Here is a 21,813-nt window from a genome sequence, read left to right as displayed (position 1 = left end):
TGGAAGCCGTGGCGCGAACGGCCCTTGACCAAATGATTGGTCCATACCAAAATCCAGCCACGCCCGTGCGAGCACCGCCCGCAGTTCCCCACACCGGGTCCTGATTTCGTCGTGCCGTTTCGCAGAAGGTGGCCCAGTGAAGAACTGCGTACTCATAGGAGCCGTCACGCTCGTTTCCACCGTGGCGCTGGGCGGCTGCGGCTACCTCTCGGGCTCGGGTGGCCCGGCGACGGGACATGTCGGCCGTTGTGCGGGGTGGTGACCCGCTGGCCGAGGCGAAGTCCGCTTCGGAACGGATCACCGCCGAGCTCGCGGGCAGCTGACCGGGCCGGGCCGTCGGACGGCCCACCGGGTCCGCCCGAGCCGCCGCCCGACACCTCGGGATTCAGCCGTCGCACATCCAGGCGCTCCACAGCGGTCATGTCGAGGCCAACCGGTCACGGAAGAAGTAAGGGGCCGGGCCGTCGCAGCAGTGCGGCAGCCCGGCAGCCGCCCTTGCCGATCCGTCCCCGGAGACCGCCATGAACGCGCTGCCCACCCCTCCGCTCGTCGCCGGCCCTCTCACCTCCACCTCCTTCGTGCCGGAGCAGCCCGCCCCGGCGCGGTCCGAAGCTCCCGCGCTGCCGCTCTACCGCGTCTCCCTCGCCGTCACCCAGGACGAGGTGCGGGCCGCCCAGCGGCTGCGCCACCAGGTCTTCGCCGGTGAACTCGGCGCCCGGCTGGACGGGCCGGAACCCGGTCTGGACAGCGACGCCTTCGACGCGTACTGCGATCACCTGCTGGTACGGGAGCTCGCGACCGGCGATGTCATCGCCACCTACCGCCTCCTGCCGCCCGACCGGGCCCGTGTCGCCGGACGTCTCTACGCGGAGAGCGAATTCGATCTCGGCCGGCTCGGACCGATCCGCGACGACATGATCGAGGTGGGCCGCTCCTGCGTCCACCCGGCCCACCGGGACGGCGCCGTCATCGCCCTCATCTGGGCGGGGCTCGCCCGCTACATGGAGCGCAGCGGGCACAACTGGCTGGCCGGCTGCTGCTCAATACCCCTGGCCGACGGAGGCATGCTGGCCGCAAACTCCTGGGACACCGTACGGGCGAGGTACCTGGCCCCCGAGGAGTACTGGGTCACCCCGCACCGCCTCTGGCAGCCCAACGCCGCCACCCGCCCCGGCGGAGCCGCCGGGACCCCCGCGCGCACCGGACTCGCCGCCCTCCCGCCGCTGCTCCGGGGCTACCTCCGGCTCGGCGCCTGGGTTTGCGGGGCGCCGGCGCACGACCCCGACTTCAACGTCGCCGACCTCTACGTCCTTCTGTCGCTGCGCCGCACCGACCCGCGCTACCTGCGCCACTTCCTGTCTCTCGTCCCGCTGACATGAGCGCCTGGCTGCCCACCGCGCCCTGCACGCCGCACACCTGCGCCGGTCACGACGGCCCGGTGCGCGGCGCCCTCCCGGCCACGGCCCTGCTGCTCGCCGGGTGCACCCTCGTCCTCGTCGGCGCGGTGTGCGCCGCTCCCGTGCTGCTCCTCGGCGCGGGGCAGCGCGACCGGCTGATCCGGTGGTGGGCGTACGCGGTCGTGCGGGCGTTCGGAGTACGGATTCAGGTGACGGGCGACCCCGCGCCGACGGCCGGGGCGGATCGCGCCGGTGCTCCCGGTGCGCTGGTAGTCGCCAACCACATCTCATGGCTGGACATCCCGCTCGTCGCCGCCGTGTTCCCGGGCCGGATGCTCGCCAAGAGCGAGATCCGGCGCTGGCCGGTACTCGGCCCGCTCGCCGCGCTCGGCGGCACGCTGTTCGTCGAGCGCGACCGGCTGCGGGCACTGCCCACGACCGTGCGCACCATCGCGGGGGCACTGCGTGGCGGGTCACGGGTGGTGGTCTTCCCCGAGGGCAGCACCTGGTGCGGGCGTGGATCCGGTGGCCGGTTCCGGCCCGCTGTGTTCCAGGCGGCGATCGATGCGGACGCCGAGGTCCGTCCGGTACGCATCACCTACCGCACCGCGCGGACGGACGGGCGGATGGCCGGTGCCGCCGCGTTCGTCGGTGACGATCCGCTCACCGCCTCGCTGTGGCGGGTGGTCACGGCGGCCGGGCTGACCGCCGAGATCCGCGTCCTGCCGCCGATCCCCGCGGGCACCCGCCCCGGCCGCCGTGCTCTTGCCCGTACCGCTCAGACCGCCGTGGCCAGCGACACCGCGAACCGGTCCGCGGAGTCCGTCCACCACTGAGTCAACGTGAGTCCGGCCGAGGCGAGTTCGCTCCGGATCCCCTCCTTGCGGAACTTCGCCGAGATCTCCGTACGCAGCTCCTCACCCGCCGTGAACGCCACCACCAGATCCAATTCCGGGATCTTCACCGTGAGGTCTCTGCGGGCCCGCAGACGCATCTCGATCCACTCCCGCTTCGGGTCCCACAGCGCCACATGGTCGAAGTCCGCCGGGTCGAAGTCGGCTCCCAGCTCCCGGTCGACGACCGCCAGTACGTTCTTGTTGAAAGCAGCCGTCACCCCGGCCGCGTCGTCGTACGCCGCGACGAGCGTCTCCTCGTCCTTCACCAGATCGGTGCCGAGCAGCAGCGAGTCACCGGGCGAGAGAAGCGACCGTACCGACTTCAGGAACACCGCCCGCTCGTCCGGCAGCAGATTGCCGATCGTGCCGCCCAGGAACGCGACGAGCCGCGGGCCCGGTGTGTCCGGCAGGGCGAGCCCATCGGTGAAGTCGGCGATCAGCGCATGGATCGACAGGTCCGGCCGCTCCGCGAGCAGGGTCTCGGCCGCGCCGCGCAGCGCGCTCTCGCTCACGTCGACCGGAACATAGCTGTGCAGCGCGGGGAGCGCGTCCAGCAGATGCCGGGTCTTCTCCGACGAGCCGGAACCCAGTTCGACCAGGGTCTGTGCCCCGGACACCGTGGCGATCCCGGACGCGCGGGCGACCAGGATCTCCCGCTCGGCGCGGGTCGGGTAGTACTCGGGCAGCCGGGTGATCTCCTCGAACAGCTCACTGCCGCGCGCATCGTAGAACCACTTGGGCGGCAGGGTCTTGGGGTGCCGGGTCAGGCCGTGCAGGACATCGGCGCGCAGCGCCGCGTCCGTCGCGTCCGCCGGCAGGGTGCGGGTCAGCTGAATGGGACTCACTCGGTTGGCTCCTTGAGCGGGGTGAGCAGAACGTCGGTGCAGGTCGCGACGAGCAGGGTGCGGTCGGGGACCGTGCGCCAGTGCGGATCGTCGTCGTACGGCTCCGAGGCCACGACCGCGCTGCGGCCCGGCTCGGTGAGGTACCAGAGGGTGTCTCCCCAGGCCGTCGCCACGATGGTGGTGCCGTCTGTGAGCAGCAGGTTCAGCCGCGAACCGGGTGCCGCCTCCGCGATCTCGCCCACGGTGTCCGCGACGGCCTGCGGTATGTCGTCCCCCTGAGCGATCCGGTGCTGCACGAGTGCCCAGACCAGGGCGGAGTCGCAGCGGGCGGTGAGGGTGAGGAGTTCGGCCGGCGGCAGCGCGGCGGCGAGCGGTGCCAGCGATCCGGGCCAGCCCTTCACCGCACCGTTGTGGCTGAAGAGCAGCCGGCCCGAGGCGAACGGCGCGGCTGCCGCCTCGCCGTCCGCCCCCGGCTCGGTGGCGTCGCGTACGGCGGCCAGCAGTGCCGTGCTCCGCACCACCCTGGCCAGATCGGCGAAGGACAGGTCGGCCCAGATGGGCCCCTGGCGCCGGTAGCGACCGGGCACCGGGTCGTCGTCCGCGTACCAGCCCACCCCGAAACCGTCCGCGTTGACGGTCCCGTACTTCTGCCGCCGGGGCTGCCAGGACTGCCGGACCAACGCGTGGGACGGCTGCGCCAGCACCGTGCCGAGCGCAACCGGTGGCCCGACATAAGCAATATGACGGCACATCAGAGATCCCTCGCGGTCCGGAATCCGGAGAAGACCTGGCGCCGCACCGGCAGATCCCAGTTGCGGAACGTGCCCCGGCAGGCCACCGCGTCCACGGCGAACGAACCACCGCGCAGGACCTTGTGCTCGGGCCCGAAGAACACCTCCGAGTACTCCCGGTACGGGAACGCCGCGAAGCCCGGATAGGGGCGGAAGTCGCTCGACGTCCACTCCCACACGTCGCCGATCAACTGACGTACACCGAGCGGCGATTCACCCGCCACGTACGCGCCTGCCTGCGCCGGACGCAGATGGCGCTGGCCCAGATTGGCCCGGTCCGGGGTGGGGTCCTCGTCGCCCCACGGGTAGCGGCGCGAGCGGCCCGAGCCCGGGTCGTGGCGCGCCGCCTTCTCCCACTCGACTTCGGTGGGCAGTCTGCGCCCCGCCCAGCGGGCGTACGCGTCCGCTTCGTACCAGCTCACATGGAGAACCGGCTCGTCGGCGGGCACCGGCTCCGTCACCCCGAACCGACGGCGCAGCCACTGTCCTGCGTCCCGGTGCCAGAACAGTGGGGCGGTCAGCTCGTGCTCGCGGACCATGGCCCACCCTTCCGGCGCCCACCAGCGCCGTTCGGTGTAGCCGCCGTCCTCGATGAAACGCTCGTACGCGCCGCAGGTGACCGGTGTCGTGTCGATGAGGAAAGCGGGGACGTCGCGCACATGGGCGGGCCGCTCATTGTCGAGGGCCCAGGGTTCGGTGGACGTTCCCATGGTGAACGGGCCGCCGGTCACCAGGACCTCGGCGGGCAGGGAGGCCGCGTCGGTGGGCCGCGGCGGTTCCGGTGCGGTGAGTACGGCCGGCCCCGACCTCAGCTGATGAGTGATCAGCATCGTCTCGTCGTGCTGCTGTTCATGCTGGGCGACCATCCCGAAGGCGAAACCCGCATCCACGAGCGGGCGGCCGCCGGTCAGGGCGGTGCTGTCGAGGATGTCCAGGGCCCGGCCCCGTACCTCCGCCGCGTAGGAGCGGGCCTCGGCGGGCGGCAGCAGCGGCAGGGACGGACGGCTCGCCCGCGGATGTTCGAAGGCGTCGTACAGTCCGTCGATCTCGGGCCGCATCGCCTCCCGCCCGGCGACGCCCCGCAGCAGCCACAGCTCCTCCTGATTGCCGATGTGCGCGAGATCCCACACCAACGGCGACATCAACGGTGAATGCTGGGCGGTCAGTTCGTGATCGTCCACGCTGTCGGTGAGGAGCGTGGTGCGTTCCCGGGCAGTGAGGAGCGCCGCAAGAGCACGCCGGCGGAGCGCCTCGGTGTCCAGGCCGGTGGCCGAGGGGGTGGGGGAGTGGGTCATGAGCCTGCCTTCCTTCCCGGTTCCGGACGGAGCGCCGCCGCGGGCATCGCATGCACCGCCGGCCTCGACAGCAGTCCGGACAGATCATCGGCCGGACATCGCCCCCGGGCGACATAACGGTCGTGGAAATTCGCCACCGCCTCCTGCACAGCCTTGCTCGCACCCATCCGGGGCAGCGCCTCGCGGGCCAGCTGGAAGCAGACGGCGGCCACCGCCCGCAGTTCGGGGTCGGCCAGGCCGTCACGGGCAGCGCCGGTCCAGAGCGGGTTGCGCGGTGCCGACTGCGGGCCCGCCGTCTCGGCCAGCGGTTTGACGGTGCGGTACACGGTCTCGGCGGCTTCCGGGTCGTCGAAGAGAGCGGTGGTGACGGCGAGCGGCACGAGCCATCCGTCGTCACCAGGCTGCGCGTCGATCATGCGCAGTTCGAGATGTCCGCGCGGGCGCACCGGCGGAAAGAGCGTGCTGATGTGGTAGTCGAGATCGGCGCGCACCGGCGGCCGTGGCGCGCCCGTACGGATCCAGGCGCGGAAGGTCAGATCCGCCGGGACGGCCCATGGCCCCTCGCCGCCCCGTATGCACATCACGGGGGTGTCGAGCACATGCGTGGCCCAGGCGTCGCGCGGGGCCAGATGGCCCGGCGGCGCCAGACTCCGTACCGGATCGAGATCCGCCCAGATCGACTGGCGGGTGGACCGCAGTCCCGTCGGCCGGCCCTGCCGGTACGGCGAGTTGGCGAACGCCGCCACCAGCACCGCACCCAGCAGATGCGACAGCTGCCAGCGCCGCCCGTAGCCGAGTGGCCCCGGCTCCTCCTCGCCGGCGTCCAGACAGACCTGGATGGATGCGGTGGTGCACATCATGGCGCGGCCGGCCGTACCCGACCGGTCGAGCGAGACCTCCATGGCGTCGTAGCGGGGCTCCTGCAGCAGACGGTGCGGCGGATGCCAGGGGTCGACGCCGACACCGACCGGTGCGAGGCCCTCCGCGTCGAGGGCGGCACGTACGGCGGCCAGATCGGTGACCATGGCATCGATGCAGGCCATGAGGGAGTCGGCGGGGCGCGAGCTCAGCTCCAGCTGGCCGCCGGGTTCGAAGGTGAGTGCCGCACTCAGGGGCAGTGCGCGTACAGCGGCGACAGCCGCGTGGAGACGGTCGTGGGGGACCGGGGTCCTGGGGTGATCACGGTCGTGGATGAGCCATTCGAGCTCGACACCGACCGTGTGGGGCGGGCCCGTCTTGAAGCAGATACATCGCAGTAGATCCTCCGCCTCCCCCTCGCCGAGGGGGAGCTCGTACTCGGCCGGACCGTGGCCGACAGGTGCGTCCGGTGACATTCCGGGGCCTCCTTCTTCGGTGCGTCCGTACCACCCAAACCCGTGCCGGGAGATCGCACAAGGGGGCCCTTGTGCGACAGGAATTCGGTTGCATCCGGGCCTCGGAAGCACCGACCATGTCCCGTATGCACCACACGGGGGAGTATTGATGAGCGCACGGCTTCGCGCCATCGCAAGAGAGACCGAGACCATCGTCGAGCAGGGGCTCTACCGCACGCCCGCGGGGCGTGAGGTGAGTATCGAGCGTGCTCTGGCCGCCGCGCTCTCCGGGACCCGGCTGTACGGGCCCGAGCCGGTGCCCGTCGCCGTTCTGGACTCCGACCGCACCACGGTTGTCGAGGTCACCGGCGAGAGCAGCCTGCAGGCGGCGCGCCGGATGACGGACGAAGGGCCCGGCAAGGTCGCCGTGCTGAACTTCGCCTCCGCCCGTAACCCCGGCGGCGGCTATCTCAACGGCGCGCAGGCCCAGGAGGAGGCGCTCTGCCGCAGCTCGGCGCTCTACGCCACCCTGCTGCGCGCCCCCGGCCACTACGCCCACCACCGCGCCGAACGCAGCGCCTTCTACACCGACCGGGTCATCCATTCACCCGGCGTACCGGTGTTCCGCGACGACCGGGGGCGCCTGCTGGACATCCCGTACACCGTGGGCTTCCTCACCTCGCCCGCACCCAACGCCGGAGTGATCCGCAGCCGGACCCCCGAGGACGCCCCTCGCATCCCCGCCGCGCTCGCGTCCCGCGCCGAACGGGTGCTGGAGGTCGCTGCGGTGCGCGGATACCGCAGGCTGGTGCTCGGCGCCTGGGGCTGCGGCGTGTTCCGCAACGATCCGGCGCAGGTGGCCGGTGCCTTCCGGGCGCTGCTCACCGGCGGGGGCCGGTTCGCCGGGCATTTCGAGCAGATCGTCTTCGGCATCCTCGACCGCGGTCCTGAATCGGCCACTCGTATCGCATTCGCTCGCGCATTCGAAAAAGAGCTGCGGCCGTCGAGACCGGACACTCCCTGACCCTGCCGTTGAGCCAGAGGGGTGGACACCGACCGACACGGTGACGTTGAGCCAGAGGGGTCAACGTCAGCCGCAAGGGCCGCACCCCGACCCCGCCGGTCAGTTCCAGCCGTAACGCTCCCGCAGCCGGCCGGCGACCAGATCGAACCGGTCCCGGTCCAGCGCGCACGCCTCGCGCCGCATCCCGTCCTCATGCACCCGCAGCACCCGGTCCAGATCGACCCAGGACGGCCGGCCGGAGCTGTCCCATGGCCCGGCGCCGAGGGCCACCCACTCGCGGTCCCGGTCGTGCTGCTTGCTGGAGAGCTGCACGGCGAGCAGCGTGCCCGACGCCTCCCGGGCCACCACCAGTACCGGGCGGTCCTTGCCGCGCCCGTCGTCCTCCTCGAAGGGCACCCAGGTCCAGACGATTTCGCCGGGGTCGGGATCGCCGTCGCGGTCGGGGGCGTACGAGGTGCGGACCGGGCCCACGTCGTGCGGGTTCGCCTCGGCGGTCGCGGCGGGGCCTGAGCGCCCGGGGAAGTCGGCCGAGCCGTCGGCGGCGCGGGTGGAGTCCGAGAGGTACGTGCTGTCTGAACGGTGAGGGATGGTCATCGGAACACCGTAGGGGCTGTCCGGCCCATTCCGTGGACCGGGCCCGCCGAACGGGCAGCAGTCTCGGATCATGGTCATCGGACACGCGCCCCGCGGACGTGCGCAGTGCACCCCTCGTCACGCTCGCACGCCCGTGCCCGGCGTTCCTGGCGCAGGGCACGGTGTGCGGCCGCCGGACTGGTCGTGGCGCCGTTCCCCAGGCCGCGCCTGCCGGAGCGTCAGCGCTCTCGTACTCACCGGTCTCGACGTCAACCGAAGGTTCAGGGTCGGACCGCGTCGCCGTGCCTCAACAGGCCGATCAACACAATGATGGCAGCGAGTACGAGACCCGCCGTGACGCCGATGACCATCGGCACGCGCCCCCTTATCTCAGTACCCTGCCGGCACCGCTGAACAGAGGGAGTCTTCTCCTGTGCGCGACGGCGGAGAAGAGGTGTGCGCAACCTTGCCGCAATCTTGACTGCCGCACCCGGGACGCCGGTCCTTCACACCTCAACTGTCGTAAGCAGGAGCCACATAGACCGTGCGCGGCAGCAGATACTCGATCACCGTCACCACCGTCCCCGGCTCGATACGGAACCCCGGCGGGGCGGGATGGGCGAGGAAGTGCTCGGCGCCCCCACGGATCTGCACGATCACCTCACCGACCAGCCCCGGCCCGACCGTCCCGGTCACCCTGCCGAGCAGCCCCACCATCGACGAGTCATCCGTGCCCCGGAGCGTACCCACCTCCAAGCGGTCTGGAAGACTGCCCGACGCGATGAGCCAGTTACCCAAGCAGCCCGCCGAAGGCCCCGTCCCGACCAGCGCCGACGTGGCGCGGCTCGCCGGGGTCTCGCGGGCCACCGTGTCGTACGTACTCAACAACAACCCGACCGTCCGGATCAGCGAGCCCACCCGCCGCCGGGTCAGGGACGCGGCCTCCGAACTCGGCTATGTGCCGCACGCGGCGGCCCGGAGCCTGCGCGCCGGACACACCCGGACGGTGCTGATGCCCACCGGGAACCACCCGGCCGGTCTGCTCCGCCACCGCTTCCTCCAGGAACTCGAATCCGGGCTGCGCCGCCTCGACTACACCGTGGTCCAGCACGGGAGCCTCGGACTGGACGCCGACGACGCCGCCCGGGCCTGGGCGGAACTCCGCCCCGTCGCCGTGATCGCACCCGGCGGGGTCGCGCTCACTCCGCAGGGCATAGCCGTACTGCGACGCTCCGGCGCCAAGGCGGTGATCACCCTCGGCCCGCAACCGGTGGACGGCGCCCACGCCTTGGTCATGGACCAGCGGGAGGTCGGCAGTTGCGCGGCCGGACACCTGCTGGAACGCGGACGACGCCGGATCGGCGTCGTCATGCCCGAGGAACCGGGCCTCGCCCTGCTCGCCGAACCGAGGCTGTCCGGAGCCCGGCGGGTGGCGGCCGATGGCGGAGCCCTCATCGAACCGTTGCCCCTGCGGTACGACGAGGAGTCGGCCGGCGCGCTCGCCGCCCGGTGGCGCACGCTCGGACTCGACGGCGTGTTCGCGTACAACGACGCCTACGCGATGCTCCTGATGCGGGCCCTCCAGGACGCGGGCATCGAGATACCGGGCGAGACGGCTGTGGTGGGCGCCGACGACCTGCTGCTCGGCAGGCTGCTGAGGCCCCGGCTGAGCAGTGTGCGGATGGAACTGGCCACATCGCAGCCGCTGGCGGACCTCGTCGACCGGCTGGTGCGGCATCCGGGAGGCGTGCCGGAGCGCCATGACCTGCTGAGGGCGCGGACGATCCCCCGCGAGTCCAGCTGAGGCGGGTTCAGCGCGGCAACGTGCGCGTCGCGTGTCGCTTGCTTAGCGTCATGACCATGAACCATCCGCAGAGTTACGAAATCCTGCTGGTCCCCGAGTTCACCGAAGGCCCCGCTGAGGCCTTGAAGGCCAAGAACGCCTCCGAGGCCTCCGGAACCCCCGAGTCCGCCGACGCCGGCGGTGTCCGGTCCGTCGGCGCCCCTATCCGCTCTGCCGTCGTGGAGGCCACCGGCGAGACGGGGGCGTCGGGCTACCCTCGGTACGCCGGTGAGGGCATGGTGGCGGACATCGATCCGGCGACCCACACCGTGGAGGCCCTGCTTGTCGACGGTGCCGAACTGGACCTCGGGCTCTCGGTCAGGATCTCGGAGCGGACCGCCGACAGCTGACCGTCCGTGCTGACAACCACCTTGCAAAAGGCTGGAGTTGGGCAACCCGCTCGTGCGTGACCTCTGCACCGTTCCGCGCGCGCAAATGGGAGCAGCAGTTCGATCAATTCCCTTTTGGATCGGTGCGGCGTGACTACGATGTTGCACGTTCAACCGGGCGAGATCACGTTCGATGGCCGAACGCAGCTCGCACGGCTGCGCCGGATCGCGTAGTCCCGCGAGGCCGCGGCCGCACACCCCGCGCGCCCCACCGCATGGGACCACCCCTCGAACCGATCGACTGGAGAGTCTTCATGTCCCTGCTCGACCCCAAAACCTGGCAGTCCCGCACGTTCGCGGGAGGTGAGTCGGATGTCGTCGAGCCCGCCACCGGCGAGATCCTCGGACACGTCACCCTCGCCGCACCCGAGGACATCGCGGCAGCCGCCGAGTCCGCGGCCGCCGCCCAGTCCGCCTGGGCCCGCACCCCGCACTTCGTGCGCGCGGCCGTCCTGCGCCGGGCCGGTGACCTGTTCACCGCCCACGCAGACGAGCTGCGCGAATGGCTCGTACGGGAGTCCGGATCGATCCCCGGCAAGGCCGACTTCGAGCTCCACGTCGCCGCCCAGGAGTGCTACGAAGCTGCCGCGCTCGCCTCCCGGCCGGCCGGTCAGGTCCTGCCCAGCGAGGACCAGCGGCTCTCCTACACCCGCAGGGTCCCGGTCGGGGTCGTCGGCGTCATCGCCCCGTTCAACGCGCCGTTGATCCTCTCCATCCGGTCCGTCGCGCCCGCACTGGCCCTCGGCAACGCGGTTCTCCTCAAGCCCGACCCGCGCACCGCGGTCTGCGGCGGGCTCTCACTCGGCGCGGTCTTCGCCGAGGCCGGACTCGGCGAGAACCTGCTGCATGTCCTGCCCGGCGGCGCCGAGGTCGGACAGGCGCTCGTCGCCGAACCTCGCGTCCCGGTCATCTCCTTCACCGGCTCCACCACGGCGGGCCGCGCCGTCGGCGAGGTTGCCGGGCGATTCCTCAAGCGTGTGCACCTCGAGCTCGGCGGCAACTCCGCCCTCGTCGTCCTGGAGGACGCCGACCTGGCGGGCGCTGTGGCCCAGGCGACCTGGGGCTCCTTCTTCCACCAGGGCCAGATCTGCATGACCACCGGCCGCCACCTCGTTCACGCCTCGCTGCACGACGAGTACGTCGAGCGGCTCGCCGCGAAGGCGGACGCGCTGGTTGTCGGCGACCCGAACCGTGAGCAGGTCCATCTCGGCCCGGTCATCGACCGCGGCCAGCTCGGCAAGATCCACCGGCTGGTCGAGTCGAGCACCGCACGGGGCGCGAAGCTCGCGGCGGGCGGCACCCACCGCGACCTGTTCTACCGGCCCACCGTCCTCACCCACGTCGACGACCAGACACCCGCCTACGCGGATGAGGTCTTCGGTCCGGTCGCCCCCGTGCGGTCCTTCGACACCCTGGACCAGGCCGCGGCGCTGGCCGCCGACAGCCCGTACGGACTCTCGCTGGGCATCGTCACCCGCGACACCGCCCTCGGTCTGGAACTCGCCGACCGGATCCCGACCGGCATCGCCCACATCAACGACCAGACGGTGAACGACGAGGCGGTCGCACCCTTCGGCGGCATCGCCGCATCAGGCACCGGGGCGCGCTTCGGGGGCGAGGCCAACCTGGAGGCCTTCACCGACCTGCGCTGGACGACGGTCCGCCGCGAACCGGCCGGCCACCCCTTCTAGTCCGGCGGATCAGGGGCGGACACCCCCAGGGACATCCCGAACGCCGAAGGGCCCGGCCGAACCGGCCGGGCCCCTTCACCGTCGCCCGCTCGCGCCGCCTACTTCGGTTCCTTCTGCTGGTCCTCGATGGACTTGCGGACCTCGTCCATGTCCAGCTTGCGGGCCTGTCCGATGACATCCTCGAGTGCCGTCTCCGGCAGGGCCCCCGGCTGGGCGAACACCGCCACATTGTCCCGGACGATCATCAGGGTCGGAATGGACCGGATCTCGAAGGCCGCCGCCAGTTCCTGCTGCGCCTCCGTGTCGACCTTGGCGAAGACCAGGTCGGCGTGGCGCTCGGACGCCGCGTCGTACACCGGCGCGAACTGCCGACACGGGCCGCACCAGGAAGCCCAGAAGTCGATCAGGACGAACTTGTTCTCGCTGACGACCTGATCGAAGTTTTCCTTGGTGAGCTCTACGGTGCTCATGCTCTCGTTACCTCTTCCTGTGCCCGTTCGGACGTGTCCGGCACAACCGTGCCCGGTTCCGCGCTATTCCGCCTGCCCATGTGGCCACGGCTCACACTCACGGCCAGACTGTCCCCCATGACAGATGCTGTGGAGAACGCCGTGTACGACGTCGTGGTGATCGGTGCGGGACCTGTGGGTGAGAACGTGGCTGATCGGACCCGGGCTGCCGGACTGTCCACGGCGGTCGTCGAGACGGAGCTCGTCGGCGGCGAGTGCTCGTACTGGGCGTGCATGCCCAGCAAGGCGCTGCTGCGCCCGGTCGTGGCCCGCGCCGACGCGCGCAAGGTCCCCGGACTCAGCGCGGTGGTCCAGGGACCCCTGGACACGGCGGCCGTCCTCGCCCGCCGTGACGAGTACGCCTCGCACTGGAAGGACGACGGACAGGTCGCCTGGCTGGAGGGGATCGGCGCGGATGTCTACCGGGGTAAGGGACGTCTGACCGGTACGAAAGAGGTCTCCGTCACAGGTCCTGACGGCTCCGAACACCGGCTGACCGCCCGGCACGCCGTCGCCGTCTGCACCGGCAGCCGCGCCGTCGTTCCCGGCCTTCCCGGAGTCGCCGACGCCCGCCCCTGGACCAGCCGCGAGGCGACGAGCGCCAAAGAGGTGCCGGGCCGACTGGTGATCGTCGGCGGGGGAGTCGTCGGTGTGGAGATGGCCACCGTCTGGCAGGCTCTCGGCGCGCACGTGACGATGCTGATCCGCGGCAAGGGGCTGCTGCCGAAGATGGAGCCGTTCGCGGGCGAGCTGGTCGCCGAGGCCCTCACCGAGGCCGGAGCCGACGTCCGTACGGGCGTCTCCGCCACCTCCGTGCGGCGTGCCGGCCCCGACGGACCGGTCACCGTGGAACTGGACAACGGCGAGCGCATCGAGACCGACGAGATCCTCTTCGCCACCGGCCGTGCCCCGCGCACCGACGACCTGGGCCTGGAGACGGTGGATCTGAAGCCCGGATCCTGGCTCGAGGTCGACGACAGCTGCCGCGTCGAGGGCAGCAACTGGCTGTACGCAGTCGGCGACGTCAATCACCGGGCACTCCTCACCCACCAGGGCAAGTACCAGGCCCGCATCGCGGGTGCCGCGATCGCCGCCCGGGCGCAGGGCGACACGCCGCCGGCGACCGGCCGCTGGGGAGCACACGCCGCCACCGCCGACCACGCGGCCGTCCCCCAGGTCGTCTTCACCGACCCGGAGGCCGCATCCGTCGGGCTCACCCTCGCCGCGGCCGAGCGCGCCGGGCACCGGGTCCGCGCCGTCGACCACGACCTCGCCGCCGTCGCCGGCTCCGGACTGTACGCGGACGGCTACCGGGGCCGCGCCCGCATGATCGTCGACCTCGACCGCGAGATCCTACTCGGCGTCACCTTCGTCGGCCCCGGCATCGGCGAGCTGCTGCACTCGGCGACGGTCGCCGTTGCGGGTGAGGTCCCCATCGACCGGCTCTGGCACGCGGTCCCCGCCTATCCGACGATCAGCGAGGTGTGGCTGCGCCTGCTGGAGGCGTACCGCGGCTGAGTACGGCTGGCGAGCCGTTGCGTCGGCGACGGGTCCCGCCGTCCCTCGGAGGGAGGGCGGGACCCGTCGCCAGGGTGCGTCGTCCCGCGCAGGCGCACGCTGCAACTACGTCTTCGACGTGCCGGTGAGCTCACGGGGCGATGCGTTTTCCGGTTCTCACCAGTAGTGGCGCCGCCCACCGAGCCCGCGGCCGACAGCACCGAGAATCCAGAGGACCGCACCGATCAGCACGAGGGCGACGCCGATGGTCCACAAGATGGAAATCCCGGCCACCATGCCGATCACGAGCAGAATGACTCCGAGGACGATCATTGCGTCCCCCAATCCTTCAAGGCCACCTTCGAGTATGCGCCGGACGGCGTATCTCCGCGTGGCAGACGACTGCTGTTGCTCGTACTGCCGTCCAGGACCGCAGGGCGGTGGCGGGCTGGGGTCCCGGACAGCTCGGCGGACCTCGTGAGACAGCCGGGGTTTCAGGCCGACGTCACGGCCGGTGGACCTCGACCAGGCGCGATCCGGTCCGGCGAACCGCTACGCGACCCGCCTCTCCGGCACCTGCTGTTCCTCTTCCTCGTCGGGAAGCTTCACGTCGCTCACCAAGATGTTGACCTCCACGACCTCCAGACCGGTCATCCGCTCGATGGCGGCGATCACCTCGGTCCGGACGTCGCCCGTGAGCTCGACGATCGAGTATCCGTATTCGACGATGATCGACAGGTCGACCGCCGTCTGGACCTCGCCGACCTCGACCTTGACACCGCTGGTGACGGACTGACTTCCCGCTCCGGGCACCCTCTCCCGCACGGCCCCCATACCGCGGGCGAATCCCCCTCCCATGCCCTGGACTCCGGGCACGCCCCGGGCGGCCAGCCCGGCGATCTTCGCCACCACGCCGTCGGCGATCGTGGTTCGGCCCCGCGACCCAGGTTCCGTTCGGCGGTTTCCGCCATGCGGTCCTGCTCCGTGCGTGGCCTCGGATTGCGGGCGGGCGGTATCGGGCCGATTCACCTGCGTTTGATCGGTCATGGTCGGTCGCCCTTCCGGAGAGAAGGTGGATTCGAAAGCCTTGGCCAGTCTACGTACCATTTGTCGACATTGCTCGAGCGGTAGGGGTACGTGGGCGGACCCACGGGCGGGCGCCGCCGTGGGTAGGCTGCCCCCTTCTCGTCCTCCCTGGTCCCGGTGTCGCGTAAATGGCGGCGTTGCGGGGGTCCGGCCGCGGGCGCTCGCCTTAACTGCCTCCCCGCGGTAGGGAGCCCACTCCCTGTCGTGGGGCAGGCCGAACGGTGCCGGCATGGAGGGAAGGTGCAGACCGACCGGTCGTCGGGGATGCTGTCACCTGACGTCACCGGCGGGGCGGGCCGGTCCGGCGGTGGAGGCCGACGCCGGGTTACGGGGCGTCGGTTCCGGTGCTCAGGGACTGCCCACAGCGCAGGTTCCAGCGGCCGGACCGGCCGCTGAGCTCTGTCAGTGTCAACGGGGCGACGTCCAACCGCCAGAAAGCCTGCGGCGGAAGGCCCAGCGCATGCACGATCGCGGCGCGCACCACCGCGGGTTCGACCACGGCGATCACGCGGCCGTCCCCGGCGCCGTCCCGATGCAACGAGTCAAGCCAGCCACCTACCCGCGCACACAGGTCCAGCAGCGACTCACCGCCGTGCGGTGCCGCCGAAGGGCCGGACAGCCAGACCGAGACCGCCTCCGGCTCGGCCTCGCTCACCTCCGCCAGTCGCTGCCCGCTCCAGCGCCCCAAGTCCCAGCCGCACAGGGCTGGTTCGGTCTCGGACAGCAGCCCCAGCGCCTCGGCGGTCCCGGCGCACCGCTCGTCCGCTCCGCGCACCCGGCGATCGGCGGCAGGCACCGCGGCAGCGGCCGCACGCGCCCGCCGGACACCGGACGCGTCGAGCGGGGCGTCGCCGTCGAAACGGGCTTCACGCAGCGCCGCATTGAGCGCCGGTGAGATCAACATCACTTGTGCCGTCAACACCGGTGTCAACTCCCTGAACTGTGGCCTTTCGGGTAAGACCGGCCGGCAATTGGGGGGCGGCGTCGCGGGGCTGGGGCACGCACCTCGCGGTGTTGTCGTCGATCACCATGTTCCCCGAGCTCTCGGCTTCGCTCGAGCAGGGGAGGCCCCATTCGCCATGGCTCAATCCTCGGCCTTGCGATGCACGCACCCCAGCCCCGCTCCTTCACCCACCCCCCAATTGCCGGTCGGTCCAAGCACACCATGGCATCCGGGCCCCCGGCCCTCCAGATGGCGCCATGGCGGCGCGTGCCCGCAGGCGGTATGGTCGCGACGAACATGACGACGGTGTGACGGAAGTCCGGTGAGAATCCGGCACGGTCGCGCCACTGTGAACCCGTACCCCTGCGGGAAGTCAGACCCGGCACTGTCGTCTCAGGCACCACGATCGGGACGCGTGTTCCCTCAGGAGGTTCTGCCATGGCACAGACTGCTGCCCCCGCAACCGTCGCCACACCCGCCATCACCCCCATCTCGCTGAAGGCCATTGCCCCGTGGGCGGTCTTCTTCGGCATCTTCATGCTCGTCCTCCTGTACTTCGTCGGCGCCGAGCAGGGTGCCACCGCTGTCATCTCCGGCGAAGGTGTCCACGAGTGGGTTCACGACGGTCGCCACCTGCTCGGTTTCCCCTGCCACTGACACGCTGCGCACCTCAGGGGAACCGCTCATGAACTCCATATCTGTCAGAGCGCTGCTCGTCCGCGGCATGCTGGCCGGACTTGCCGCGGGCGCGCTCGCTCTTGCCGTCGCCTACTTCCTCGGTGAATCCCGGGTGGACGCGGCGATCGCGCTCGAAGAGGCTCACAGCCACGACCACGGCGGCGGCGAGGAACTCGTCAGCCGCACCATGCAGTCCACCGCGGGTCTTGCCACCGGTGTCCTGGTCTTCGGTGTGGCGATCGGCGGCATCGCTGCGCTGGTCTTCTGCTACGCCCTCGGCCGCATCGGCAGGTTCGGCCCGAGGGCCACGGCCGCATTGATCGCGTTCGGCGCCCTGCTGACCGTGTATGTCGTGCCGTTCCTCAAATACCCGGCCAATCCGCCGGCTGTCGGAAATCCCGACACGATCGGCCAACGCACCGCCCTGTTCTTCCTGATGGTCGCCCTCAGCGTGCTGTTGGCCGTCGCTGCCGTCATCTTCGGCAAGCGGCTGGCTCCCCGTCTGGGCAACTGGAACGCGTCCATTGCCGCGTCCGCGGCCTATGTGCTCGTCATCGGGCTGGCCTACGCCTTCCTGCCCTCGTTCAATGAGGTCGGCAAGGACTTCCCGGCCAGTCTGCTGTGGGAGTTCCGCCTCGCCACCCTCGCCGTTCAGGCCGCGCTGTGGACCACTTTCGGTCTGGTCTTCGGCTATCTGACCGAGCGGCTGCTGGTGCCGAAGACCGGCCCGGTGACGGCCGGGGGCGGTACCACGTCCCACGCCGCAGCCGCTGCGAGCTGAGGCGCCGGCCGACTCGTCGGCCGTATGACGGCAGAACCCGCCGGGGCATCCCGGCGGGTTCTGCGTCTTATGCGGCGTCCGTCGCGTCGGTCGCTTCAGCCACGTACGTCGCATCCGTTGTGTCCGACGCCTCCGACGCCTCCGACCAGTCGATCAGGAAGTGCTTCACCCGGTCGTCCGCCCTGACGAAGCGCATGCCTGCCGCCACCATGACGTGCTGGGACGCGATGTTGTCGAGGTCGGCATCGCCGTTCACGGCGGCGATGCCCTCGTCGCGGGCGAACTCCAGCAGCGCCCGCAGCGCCTCGGAGGCGTACCCCTTGCCGCGCGCCGCAGGGGTCAGGCCGTAGCCGATCGTCACCTGCCCCTCCGGGTTCGGAGCGCCGTGAAAGCCCACTCCGCCTATGGCGTGTCCGTCCTGGCGGAGGCGGATCTCGTAGGCGCCGAACGGCTGGGGGTTGCCGGTGTCGGCGCAGTGCTCCAAGAAATGCCCGGCCCCGGCCGCGTCGCCGTCGGTCGGGTACTCCGGTGCCCATAGGGCACCCGGCCCCGGACGGCGGGCCACTATGTTCTCCGCCTCGGCGGGACTCAACGGGTGGAGTACGAGTCGAGGTGTCACAAGATCTCCCATGACTCGACGGACTATCACGACGGCGAGCTTCGGTGCACCGGAATTATCGGATTTTTTGCTGCCTGAAGGAGTGGGTAGCGGGGCTGGGTAACGCTGATACGTGGAGTGAGCCGGTCCGATCCGTGCGGAGCGCAGGGTCCGCCTCGCCTACCCGCAGGCGTACAGCGAACCCATTCATGAGCGGGACATGGCCGCCGTGTCGGTGCGCCCTTCTCGACGACGCCCACCGCGGGGCGACGTACCGCGGCCGCGGCCGCGGCCGACGCAGGCGGCACCTCCCAGGCCGACGCACGTGGGCACGGTCCTGCCGCAGCTGTGGGCCCGGTCGGCATGCGTACGCTGACCGGGCCCACAGCCTTGCACCCACAGCGGCCGGGAAGGAGGGCGGGGCTTCCCCGTCGGACAGTGTCCGTCTCGAAGCCCGCCGTCTCAGCTGCTCACGTCCTCCCCGAAGTCTCCGGACATCGCCGCCGCCATCCGCAGATGAGGCGTAGCCTCCTCCTGCCGGCCCTGCCGCTCCAGGGTGCGGCCGAGCATCAGCCGCGCATAGTGCTCCACCGGGTCGCGCTGCAGCACCGCCCGCAGCTCCGTCTCGGCCTTGCCGAGCCGCGCCGAGTGGTAGTAAGCGCGGGCCAGCAGCAGCCGCGGCGCGACCTGCTCCGGCGCTTCCTCGACCAGTCCGCCCAGGATCCGGGCCGCGGTCAGGTACTCCTTGGCTTCGAAGAACATCCGGGCGCGGTCCCAGCGATCGGCTGCCGTGCCGAACTCGTAATAGGTGTCGTTCACTTGCCCTCCTCGGTCGCGGCCTTGGGAGATCCGTCGGGCCATGCATCCAGTCGTTCGCGCGGCCCGCTTTCAGCCTGCACAACACCTCATTATGGTTGAACATTCCATCAAACTTTTCGCGTGGGTACCGACCGCCCGCGCCTGCACAGGAATAGGTTGAGCGCCATGAGCAATCTCGATCGCCAGGCCGCACTCTCCGTCTGCGGCGGCCGGGGCTTTGTCGTCGCCGAGCCGGTGCGTGAACTCCTCGCCCCGCGTCACGTCCAGCTCGGTGAGTCCACCGAGGTTCGCAGGCTGCTGCCCAACCTCGGCCGCCGGATGGTCGGAGCCTGGGCCTTCGTCGATCACTACGGCCCCGACGACATCGCCGACGAACCCGGGATGCAGGTACCGCCCCACCCTCACATGGGCCTGCAGACGGTCAGCTGGCTCCACGACGGCGAGGTGCTTCACCGCGACAGCCTGGGGAGCCTGCAGACGATCCGCCCGCGCGAACTGGGACTGATGACCTCCGGCAGGGCCATCAGCCACTCCGAGGAGAGCCCGAAGCCGCACGCTCGATTTCTGCACGGCGCTCAGCTCTGGGTTGCGCTGCCCGACGCTCACCGCCAGGTCGAGCCGCACTTCCAGCATCACACCGACCTGCCGACCGTCACCGCCCCCGGCCTCACCGCCACGGTGATCCTTGGCGAGCTGGACGGTGCCACCTCGCCCGGCACCGCCTACACCCCGATCGTCGGCGCCGACATCGCCCTGACCCGTGGCGCCGAGGCGCGCCTGCCGCTCGATCCGGACTTCGAGTACGCCGTGCTGTCAATGTCCGGCGAGTCGGAGGTCGACGGCGTTCCCCTGCTGCCCGGATCGATGCTCTACCTCGGCTGCGGCCGCACCGAACTCCCGCTGCGCGCCGACTCCGACGCGGGTCTGATGCTCCTCGGGGGCGAGCCCTTCGAGGAGGAGATCGTCATGTGGTGGAACTTCATCGGGCGGTCCCACGAGGATGTCGCACAGGCCCGCCTGGACTGGATGGCAAGCACTCGCTTTGGTCAAGTGGAGGGCTACGACGGGGATCGGCTGCCCGCTCCCGAACTCCCGCCTGTGCCCCTCAAGCCCCGGGGGCGTGTGCGCTGACCTGGGGTGATGTGCAGGGGGCGGCGAATTGTCGAGTCTTACAAATCGGTCCCGTTCTCGGCATGCGGAATGAGGCGCGCCACCTCTCTCGTGCCCCCTGCGTGGACGTGCAGGGTGCTCCTCCTGCATCACGAATCGGGTTGACGCCGGGGTGGTGGGCCGACCGGTTTGCGGCCCGGCGCCGGGGCTACGGGGCGGTGAGGGCGTGGATGATGTCGTAGAGGTGGGTGCCGTGTGCCCATCTCTTGAGGTCCTCGCGGCCTATGGTGATGAGACGGTGGCGGGCGGCGAAGTCGATTGCGGGCTGGGTGAATCCGTTGAGCCCGACAATGACGGCGTGGTCGGCGCCGTGCTCCGGACGGGCTGTGCCGTTGAACTGCTGCATCGCCGGTGAGTTGACGGGTCGGCTGAGCTGCTTGCACTGGACCATGATGGTGAGGCCGTCGGGGTCGCTGGCGATGACGTCGGCGCCGAGGTCGCCTGAGCCGCCCACTCGCCGGGTATGGAGGAACCCCTCCCGGGCGAGGAGTTTGGCGCAGGCGTGCTCGAACCCGGTCGGGCTCATGGCTTCGAGCTGCTTCATCCAGTAGGTGAGCAGGGCCGGCTCCGGCTCGATGGGTGTCGCATCCACGCTGACTGCGACGGCGCGTGTGGTGAGAAGGTCGAGGACGGCGCCGGCGAGCCGGGCGAGGAGCAGCAGTGCGGTGAGCGAGCCGAGCACGACGAGCGCGGTCCACCAGGGGTGCTCGGTGACCGCGCCCCACAGGTCCACGGTGATCCAGTCGATGACGGTGCCGATCAGCCCACCCCCAAGCAGGGCGAGCACGGCCACGACGGGCCACCACCGTACGAGCACCTCGCCCACCCACACGAGCAGCCGCACCACCAAGGAGACCGCTGCGGCGGCGACCAGGGCCGCCGCCCCGTACTCAGCCACGCCACGCGGCCGACGGATCGTAAAGGGCGCTGGCACGTTGGCTGGCAGGGTGGGAGGATCCTCCCACCCTGCCAGCCAACGTGCCAGCGCCCTCGCGATGGTGTTCAAGCTCGCCGAGTCCGCACAGGCCCGCCGGCGCGCGATCACCGCACCACACCTGGCCGCCCTCGTCCGCGCTGGCGCCCGCTTCGAGAACGGTCAACTCGTCGATCGCCCCGAGGCCGCCGCAGCATGAACAACCTCAACCGACCCACAAGTCTTTGACAATTACTCCGCTGCCCCGTGTCCCGACCTCTGTGCGGGGTCGGCGTCCCGGCCAGCCGGTTCACCCGAATTCTTCATGGTGCATCCCGCCACGCCGGCTGCCAGGACCATGACAGCGACAGCGCCCGGGACGAAGGTTCTGCGAAACTGCTCCATCACGACTCCTGTCTCGATCCAATAGGTTTTTTGTAGCGCGACGCTGCGTCATTGCCGCGCCGTCGTCAAGGTCTGCGGCACGAGAAAGGCGACCAATTCGCCCGCTGCACGCCCAGCCTTCAGAACAGCCCTCCCGACGTCTGTCGACACCCGGGCTCTTGAGCTGGGAAATCTCGAGCCGCGGCCGTGCTTCCCCTAGACCGGACACTACGGGCTGCACCGCGACTGGGGCTGGACCTCACCTCCGCTCGCCACGAGCCGGTCCGGCCATGCCGGGAAGAGGGGAATGTCGACCCCCTTGACTTCCCAAGATCAATCTCGAAATCATATAGGGAACGCTGGCGGTGCATCGGGGCG

At 70.7% G+C, this 21,813-nt stretch carries 24 protein-coding genes and 1 riboswitch; of the genes, 11 read left to right on the top strand and 13 right to left on the bottom strand.

All coding sequences use genetic code 11. The features are described 5' to 3' along the window. Positions 1–521: 521 nt before the first annotated feature. A complete protein-coding gene (locus OH809_RS04515; protein WP_406423763.1) occupies positions 522–1,379 on the top strand; it encodes a GNAT family N-acetyltransferase in 858 nt (285 codons plus the stop codon). Then, positions 1,376–2,233 carry a lysophospholipid acyltransferase family protein gene (locus OH809_RS04510; protein WP_406423764.1) on the top strand — a complete coding sequence of 286 codons (858 nt, stop codon included), beginning with the start codon at positions 1,376–1,378 and terminating at the stop codon, positions 2,231–2,233. Before OH809_RS04515 ends, OH809_RS04510 begins: the two co-directional genes overlap by 4 nt. Here the strand turns inward: OH809_RS04510 and egtD are convergent. The 4 genes from egtD to egtA are packed head-to-tail and all read right to left on the bottom strand — an operon-like array spanning position 2,176 to position 6,558. Beyond that, on the bottom strand, positions 2,176–3,138 hold the full coding sequence (gene egtD / locus OH809_RS04505; protein WP_406423766.1) for an L-histidine N(alpha)-methyltransferase: 963 nt from the start codon (positions 3,136–3,138) through the stop codon (positions 2,176–2,178). The two genes, OH809_RS04510 and egtD, sit on opposite strands and share 58 nt — an antisense overlap. Beyond that, positions 3,135–3,890 carry an ergothioneine biosynthesis protein EgtC gene (gene egtC / locus OH809_RS04500; RefSeq protein WP_406423768.1) on the bottom strand — a complete coding sequence of 252 codons (756 nt, stop codon included), beginning with the start codon at positions 3,888–3,890 and terminating at the stop codon, positions 3,135–3,137. Before egtC ends, egtD begins: the two co-directional genes overlap by 4 nt. Next, positions 3,890–5,224 (bottom strand): ergothioneine biosynthesis protein EgtB, encoded by a 1,335-nt coding sequence (gene egtB / locus OH809_RS04495; protein ID WP_406423770.1) that lies wholly within the window; start codon positions 5,222–5,224, stop codon positions 3,890–3,892. The genes egtC and egtB overlap by 1 nt, the downstream gene beginning before the upstream one ends. Then, a complete protein-coding gene (gene egtA / locus OH809_RS04490) occupies positions 5,221–6,558 on the bottom strand; it encodes an ergothioneine biosynthesis glutamate--cysteine ligase EgtA (RefSeq protein ID WP_406423772.1) in 1,338 nt (445 codons plus the stop codon). The genes egtB and egtA overlap by 4 nt, the downstream gene beginning before the upstream one ends. A gap of 148 nt (positions 6,559–6,706) precedes the next feature. On the opposite strand from egtA, the gene OH809_RS04485 reads away from it, so the two are divergent. Further along, positions 6,707–7,561 (top strand): TIGR02452 family protein, encoded by an 855-nt coding sequence (locus OH809_RS04485; protein WP_406423774.1) that lies wholly within the window; start codon positions 6,707–6,709, stop codon positions 7,559–7,561. Between the two features lie 99 nt (positions 7,562–7,660). Here the strand turns inward: OH809_RS04485 and OH809_RS04480 are convergent, their stop codons facing one another. Beyond that, positions 7,661–8,155, bottom strand: a complete 495-nt coding sequence (locus OH809_RS04480) for a type II toxin-antitoxin system PemK/MazF family toxin (protein ID WP_406423775.1) — start codon at positions 8,153–8,155, stop codon at positions 7,661–7,663. Between the two features lie 492 nt (positions 8,156–8,647). Further along, entirely contained in the window at positions 8,648–8,851 is a 204-nt protein-coding gene (locus OH809_RS04475) for a hypothetical protein (protein WP_406425384.1), read from the bottom strand. Positions 8,852–8,915: 64 nt separating this feature from the next. On the opposite strand from OH809_RS04475, the gene OH809_RS04470 reads away from it, so the two are divergent. The 3 genes from OH809_RS04470 (at position 8,916) to OH809_RS04460 (ending at position 12,057) form a co-directional block, all read left to right on the top strand. Next, positions 8,916–9,938, top strand: coding sequence for a LacI family DNA-binding transcriptional regulator (locus OH809_RS04470; RefSeq protein WP_406423777.1), 1,023 nt, complete (start codon positions 8,916–8,918; stop codon positions 9,936–9,938). Positions 9,939–9,994: 56 nt separating this feature from the next. Then, the gene (locus OH809_RS04465) at positions 9,995–10,327 is read left to right on the top strand and encodes a hypothetical protein (RefSeq protein WP_406423778.1); all 333 of its coding nucleotides are present in this window, start codon (positions 9,995–9,997) and stop codon (positions 10,325–10,327) included. 293 nt (positions 10,328–10,620) lie between these two features. Then, on the top strand, positions 10,621–12,057 hold the full coding sequence (locus tag OH809_RS04460) for an aldehyde dehydrogenase family protein (protein ID WP_406423780.1): 1,437 nt from the start codon (positions 10,621–10,623) through the stop codon (positions 12,055–12,057). A 98-nt stretch (positions 12,058–12,155) separates the two neighbouring features. Here the strand turns inward: OH809_RS04460 and trxA are convergent, their stop codons facing one another. Beyond that, positions 12,156–12,527, bottom strand: coding sequence for a thioredoxin (trxA, locus tag OH809_RS04455; protein WP_406423782.1), 372 nt, complete (start codon positions 12,525–12,527; stop codon positions 12,156–12,158). A 117-nt stretch (positions 12,528–12,644) separates the two neighbouring features. Between trxA and OH809_RS04450 the strand changes: the two genes are divergently transcribed. Next, the gene (locus OH809_RS04450; RefSeq protein WP_406423784.1) at positions 12,645–14,084 is read left to right on the top strand and encodes a dihydrolipoyl dehydrogenase family protein; all 1,440 of its coding nucleotides are present in this window, start codon (positions 12,645–12,647) and stop codon (positions 14,082–14,084) included. Positions 14,085–14,240: 156 nt separating this feature from the next. On the opposite strand, the gene OH809_RS04445 is transcribed toward OH809_RS04450, so the two are convergent. From OH809_RS04445 to OH809_RS04435, 3 genes are all read right to left on the bottom strand, one after another. Beyond that, the gene (locus tag OH809_RS04445; protein WP_406423786.1) at positions 14,241–14,396 is read right to left on the bottom strand and encodes a hypothetical protein; all 156 of its coding nucleotides are present in this window, start codon (positions 14,394–14,396) and stop codon (positions 14,241–14,243) included. Positions 14,397–14,615: 219 nt separating this feature from the next. Then, positions 14,616–15,110 carry an Asp23/Gls24 family envelope stress response protein gene (locus OH809_RS04440; RefSeq protein ID WP_406423788.1) on the bottom strand — a complete coding sequence of 165 codons (495 nt, stop codon included), beginning with the start codon at positions 15,108–15,110 and terminating at the stop codon, positions 14,616–14,618. A 364-nt stretch (positions 15,111–15,474) separates the two neighbouring features. Beyond that, entirely contained in the window at positions 15,475–16,053 is a 579-nt protein-coding gene (locus OH809_RS04435; protein WP_406423790.1) for a histidine phosphatase family protein, read from the bottom strand. A gap of 325 nt (positions 16,054–16,378) precedes the next feature. Continuing rightward, positions 16,379–16,527, top strand: a riboswitch (adenosylcobalamin (AdoCbl) riboswitch). A 3-nt stretch (positions 16,528–16,530) separates the two neighbouring features. Between OH809_RS04435 and OH809_RS04430 the strand changes: the two genes are divergently transcribed. Both OH809_RS04430 and OH809_RS04425 read left to right on the top strand, forming a co-directional pair. After that, complete coding sequence (locus OH809_RS04430; protein WP_406423792.1) at positions 16,531–16,749, top strand: CbtB-domain containing protein; 219 nt, start codon at positions 16,531–16,533, stop codon at positions 16,747–16,749. Positions 16,750–16,777: 28 nt separating this feature from the next. Beyond that, entirely contained in the window at positions 16,778–17,551 is a 774-nt protein-coding gene (locus OH809_RS04425) for a CbtA family protein (protein WP_406423794.1), read from the top strand. Positions 17,552–17,618: 67 nt separating this feature from the next. Here the strand turns inward: OH809_RS04425 and OH809_RS04420 are convergent, their stop codons facing one another. Then, positions 17,619–18,182, bottom strand: a complete 564-nt coding sequence (locus OH809_RS04420; protein ID WP_406423796.1) for a GNAT family N-acetyltransferase — start codon at positions 18,180–18,182, stop codon at positions 17,619–17,621. Between the two features lie 429 nt (positions 18,183–18,611). After that, positions 18,612–18,968, bottom strand: a complete 357-nt coding sequence (locus OH809_RS04415) for a tetratricopeptide repeat protein (protein ID WP_393310120.1) — start codon at positions 18,966–18,968, stop codon at positions 18,612–18,614. Between the two features lie 165 nt (positions 18,969–19,133). Between OH809_RS04415 and OH809_RS04410 the strand changes: the two genes are divergently transcribed. Continuing rightward, positions 19,134–20,099: a pirin family protein gene (locus OH809_RS04410; protein WP_406423798.1), complete on the top strand. Its 966-nt coding sequence runs from the start codon at positions 19,134–19,136 to the stop codon at positions 20,097–20,099. A gap of 187 nt (positions 20,100–20,286) precedes the next feature. Here the strand turns inward: OH809_RS04410 and OH809_RS04405 are convergent, their stop codons facing one another. Beyond that, positions 20,287–21,036, bottom strand: a complete 750-nt coding sequence (locus tag OH809_RS04405) for a restriction endonuclease (RefSeq protein ID WP_406423800.1) — start codon at positions 21,034–21,036, stop codon at positions 20,287–20,289. Between the two features lie 97 nt (positions 21,037–21,133). Between OH809_RS04405 and OH809_RS04400 the strand changes: the two genes are divergently transcribed. Further along, positions 21,134–21,271, top strand: a complete 138-nt coding sequence (locus OH809_RS04400) for a hypothetical protein (protein WP_406423802.1) — start codon at positions 21,134–21,136, stop codon at positions 21,269–21,271. Positions 21,272–21,813 lie beyond the last annotated feature (542 nt).

It is taken from the genome of Streptomyces sp. NBC_00873 (assembly GCF_045207415.1).
Lineage (GTDB): Bacteria > Actinomycetota > Actinomycetes > Streptomycetales > Streptomycetaceae > Streptomyces.
The sequence above is the reverse complement of the archived record's forward strand: the minus strand, read 5'-3'. Positions and strand labels throughout refer to the sequence as shown.